Source organism: Streptomyces sp. NPDC004667 (genome assembly GCF_040609475.1).
Lineage (GTDB): Bacteria > Actinomycetota > Actinomycetes > Streptomycetales > Streptomycetaceae > Streptomyces.
The window spans coordinates 1-4,030 of sequence record NZ_JBEXKC010000204.1; the positions used below are offsets into that span (position 1 = coordinate 1).

Genomic DNA, 4,030 nt, shown 5'->3' on the forward strand with positions numbered 1-4,030 from the left:
GGCCGGTCCGCGGGTCGGCGGGCGCTCTCCGCCGGTCCGGCGGGGGAGGTGGCGGCCCCGCCGTTCGAGCGGTGTTCCGGCGGGGCTCCGGCGTCGTTCCAGTGACTACCGAGCGCGAATGCCGGTGAGCAAACCGCTAAAGCGGTTTGTATTGATCGCGCCGGTGGCGCGGGGATGCCCTTCTGCGGTCTGAACCTGGCGGCGGGCCGGCCCGCGCGGACGGGTCGCAGGGGCGTGCGACCCAACCACATGGTCGGTTCTCGGCCGTTTCGTGGCCGCCGGACGCCCCTTCCAGGGCGACTCTTCCTGCCCTCTGGGGCCCCTGGAGGGGCCTCTCGTTGGCCTTCTGGGCAGGAAAGTCCCAGTTCAGGGGGTGCGCTTCAGGGGTTGGTGCGGCCACCCGGGGGCGAAAAACGGTACAGCCGGTTTGGTATTGACAAACCGGCCCGGCTGTTTTTTGCTCGTTCCAGCGAAAGTCGAGGGCTCATCCATGGACGAAGCAGGGGAGTACGGCGTGGACATCGATGTACTGGGCGCACTGACCGTGCGGGAGAACGGGGTCTCCATCACGCCGACCGCCGCCAAGCCCCGTCAGGTGCTGGCCCTGCTCGCGCTCCACGCGGACCAGGTGGTCCCCGTGTCCGCGCTGATCGAGGAACTGTGGGGCGAGCAGCCGCCGCGCAGTGCCCGCACGACACTCCAGACCTACGTGCTCCAGCTGCGCGGCCTGATCGCCACCGCGCTGGAGGGCACCGACGGGACGCGGACCCCCAAGGACGTGCTCGTCACGCTGCCCGGCGGCTACATGCTCAGCAGCGCCGGCGGGACCAGCGACGTCCGCGAATTCGACCGGCTGGCCGGAATGGGCTACCGGGCCATGGACGCGGGCGACTTCCCCGGTGCCGCGCGGCTGCTGCGCGAGGCGCTGGCGCTCTGGTCCGGCCCGGCCTTCGCCGACGTGGAGGGCGGTGTCCAGCTGGACATGGAGACGCGGCGCCTGGAGGAGACCCGGCTGTGCGCGCTCGACCAGCGCATCGAAGCCGACCTGCGCCTGGGCCGGCACCGCGAACTGCTCGCGGAACTGACGGTCCTGGCCAGCCGCTACCGCATCCACGAGAACCTGCACGGGCAGTTCATGCTCGCCCTCCACCGATCCGGCCGCCGCGGCGAGGCACTCAGCGCCTACCAGCGGCTGCGCGCCACCCTCGTCCGCGAGCTCGGCATCGAGCCGTCGTCCGCGCTGCGCAGTCTCCAGCGGTCGATCCTGATGAGCGGCCCGGAGAACCCGGCGGAATCCCCGGAGACGGCCCGCAAGCGGCTCGCCCGAGTGGGCTGACGGATCACCAAAAGATCATTCGCCCCACTCCTTTCCGACACCTCCCGGAAATCCGTGGAACGAATTTGCGCATCAGGTAAACGGAACAGAGGCGACCGAACCGATCTGCGGGCTGAACAGGGTTTCCGGCAGTCAATCGGAAGACGGCGTTTCGAATCCCGCCGCTGTTCGCCCCCTTCGGAGGTCTGCTCGACGTCGGCTTGAGAACGCGGTGACGCCGCCCTGTGCTGCCTTACCGTCATCGGGTCGAATACTGAAAACCGTGAGTATCTCGACAAAATAACGGAGGGGAGACGGGAGACCGTGGAGATTCAGGTTCTGGGTCCGTTGACTGCCGAGGTCAACGGGGCATCGATCGTTCCTACGGCGGGCAAGCCGCGTCAGATCCTGGCGCTTCTCGCGCTCTACCCGGGCCGGGTGATGCCCGTACCGACCCTGATGGAGGAGATCTGGGGGACCAAGCTCCCGGAGAGCGCCCTCACCACCCTGCAGACGTACATCCTGCAACTGCGCCGCAGACTGGGCACCGCCATGGGGCCGGGCGCCCCCGGCACGGCCAAGGACGTGCTCGCGACCCGGCACGGCGGCTACCTGCTCCAGATCCCGCAGGAGTCGGTGGACGTCCACGCGTACGAGGCCCTGGTGGCCGGCGGCCAGAGCGCCTTCGACGAGGGCGACGACGAACGCGCGGCGCAGATGCTGCGCCAGGCCCTCGACCTGTGGCAGGGACCCGCCCTCGTCGACGTCAAGGTCGGGCCGATCCTGGAGATCGAGGTGCTGCGGCTGGCGGAGAGCCGGCTGGTCACCACCGAGCGGCGCATCGACGTGGACCTGCGCCTGGGACGGCACAGCGAACTGCTCGCCGAGCTCACCGAGTTGATGGCCAGGAACCCGCAGCACGAGGGCCTGCACTCGCAGGCGATGGTCGCCCTGTACCGGTCGGGACGGCAGGCCACCGCGCTGGACGTGTACCGCAGGCTCCGGGCCCGGCTGATCGGCGAACTCGGCGTGGAGCCCTCGCAGCAGCTCCAGCGCCTGCACCAGGCGATGCTCCGGGTGGACCCGGCGCTCGACGTGGCCGCGGGCCCGCGCCGCAGCTCGACCTTCGACCTCTACGCGGCCTGACGCGACGGTCGCCCGGGGACGGCGGTCCGCGTACGGCGATCAGGGGGCGGCGGTCAGGGGACGGCGGGGCCGTGGCAGGGCGCGCGTCGACGGCTCCAGCGCGGCTGGCCGACGGCGTGAGCGGCTCTCCATCCGGTGGGACCAGGCTCGTCGCGACCCGGTGTGCGCCGACGCCCCGGTGGACGAGGGGAGAGGCAAGCCATGGACCGGCTGGGGCTCACGGAGCTGGCCCGCATCCTGCGGTTCTGGGGAGGCGAGGAGGAGTGCGTGGAGCTGAGCGAGGACGTGCAGGACCTGTACTGGGACGAGCTCGGCTACGACTCGCTCTCCGTCCTGCAGGCCATCGGCTCCATCGAGCGGAAGTACGACGTGCTCCTCGACGGTGAACTGCTCGAACGGGCGGACACGCCGAGGAGCTTCCTGCGGTGCGTCAACCAGGTCCTGGGCAGCCGGGCCGCCGCCGCGGTGTGATCGCGGGCGCCGGCGGGGCCGGCCGCGTGCGGAAATCGAGCGGCATTCCAAGGGGACTCCGGCGGATACAGACAGACTCTGCGTCAAGCGTTGAGAGAGGTGTCTGATGTCTGTCGAGCGAGTACACCGGATGTCACACGCGGTCGACGCGGCCGCACCGGCCGGGGTCCTGTACAACGTGGTGGCCGACACGGCGCCGTGGCCGCTGTTCCTTCCGGACACCGTGCACGTGGAGAGGCTTGAGTTCGACGGCACCACGGACCGGTACGCCCAGTGGGCGATCGCGGACGGGACCGCGCGGCCGTCGCTGTGGCGGCGGACCCTGGACGCGCACCACCGGCGCGTCGGCTTCCGCCAGGAGCGTCCGGCCGACCCCGTGACCACCTCCGGCGGCTCGTGGAGCGTGGAGGAGCTTGCTCCGGGCTGGTCGCGGCTGTCGCTGGAGCAGGACATCACCGTCGCCGGGAACCGGACGGCGGACGTCGCGCGCGTGCTCGAGTCCGCGCGGGCCGAAGCCCGCGGCGTGCTCGGCCGGCTGGCCTCCTTCGCGGAGCGCTGGCAGCGGCTCGACGGGCTGCTGCTGTCCTTCGAGGACGCGGTGCGGATCCCGGGACCGGCCGAACCCGTCCACGAGTTCCTCTACCGGGTGGGCTCCTGGCCCGGCCGGGTCGCGCACGTCGTGGGCGCCGACGTCACGGAGGACCGCCCGGGGGTGCAGCGCACCCGTCTGGTCAACCTGGCCGACGACGGCGCCGCGTACACCACGGAGGAGGTGCGCGTGTGCTTCCCGGCGGCCGGCCGCATCGTCTTCAAGCGCACCCGGCCGCATCCCCTGCTGGCCGCGCACGCCGGGGAGTGGTCCGTCGAGCCGGACGCCACGGGGGTCACCGTGGTGTGCCGGCACGACGTGCTGCTCGACGCGGGCGCGGTCGAGCGGATGCTGGGCCCCGGCGCGGATCCCGCGCGGGCGGGCCGGCACGTGCGGGAGCTGCTGGGCCGGGAGAGCCGGGCCACCCTGGAGCCCGCGCAGCAGTACGCCAGGGAGTCGGTCAGGAGCCTGCGGCCGGAGTGAGCGGGCCCGGGCGCCGGCCGCGCGGC

The 4,030-nt window shown here is 71.7% G+C and carries 4 protein-coding genes; all 4 read left to right on the forward strand.

Going from position 1 to position 4,030, the window contains the following annotated elements; genetic code table 11:
* The first annotated feature begins 514 nt into the window (after positions 1 to 514).
* Complete coding sequence (locus ABZW32_RS39150; RefSeq protein WP_356225602.1) at positions 515 to 1,336, forward strand: AfsR/SARP family transcriptional regulator; 822 nt, start codon at positions 515 to 517, stop codon at positions 1,334 to 1,336.
* A gap of 303 nt (positions 1,337 to 1,639) precedes the next feature.
* On the forward strand, positions 1,640 to 2,461 hold the full coding sequence (locus ABZW32_RS39155; protein WP_356225596.1) for an AfsR/SARP family transcriptional regulator: 822 nt from the start codon (positions 1,640 to 1,642) through the stop codon (positions 2,459 to 2,461).
* A 201-nt stretch (positions 2,462 to 2,662) separates the two neighbouring features.
* Entirely contained in the window at positions 2,663 to 2,932 is a 270-nt protein-coding gene (locus tag ABZW32_RS39160; protein ID WP_356225598.1) for an acyl carrier protein, read from the forward strand.
* A gap of 106 nt (positions 2,933 to 3,038) precedes the next feature.
* Positions 3,039 to 4,004: an SRPBCC family protein gene (locus tag ABZW32_RS39165; RefSeq protein ID WP_356225600.1), complete on the forward strand. Its 966-nt coding sequence runs from the start codon at positions 3,039 to 3,041 to the stop codon at positions 4,002 to 4,004.
* The last annotated feature ends 26 nt before the right edge of the window (positions 4,005 to 4,030 follow it).

Bases quoted from the DNA above. Each gene is read 5' to 3' on its own strand.
- ABZW32_RS39160 (WP_356225598.1), top strand. From the start codon at position 2,663: ATGGACCGGCTGGGGCTCACGGAGCTGGCCCGCATCCTGCGGTTCTGG.
- ABZW32_RS39165 (WP_356225600.1), top strand. From the start codon at position 3,039: ATGTCTGTCGAGCGAGTACACCGGATGTCACACGCGGTCGACGCGGCC.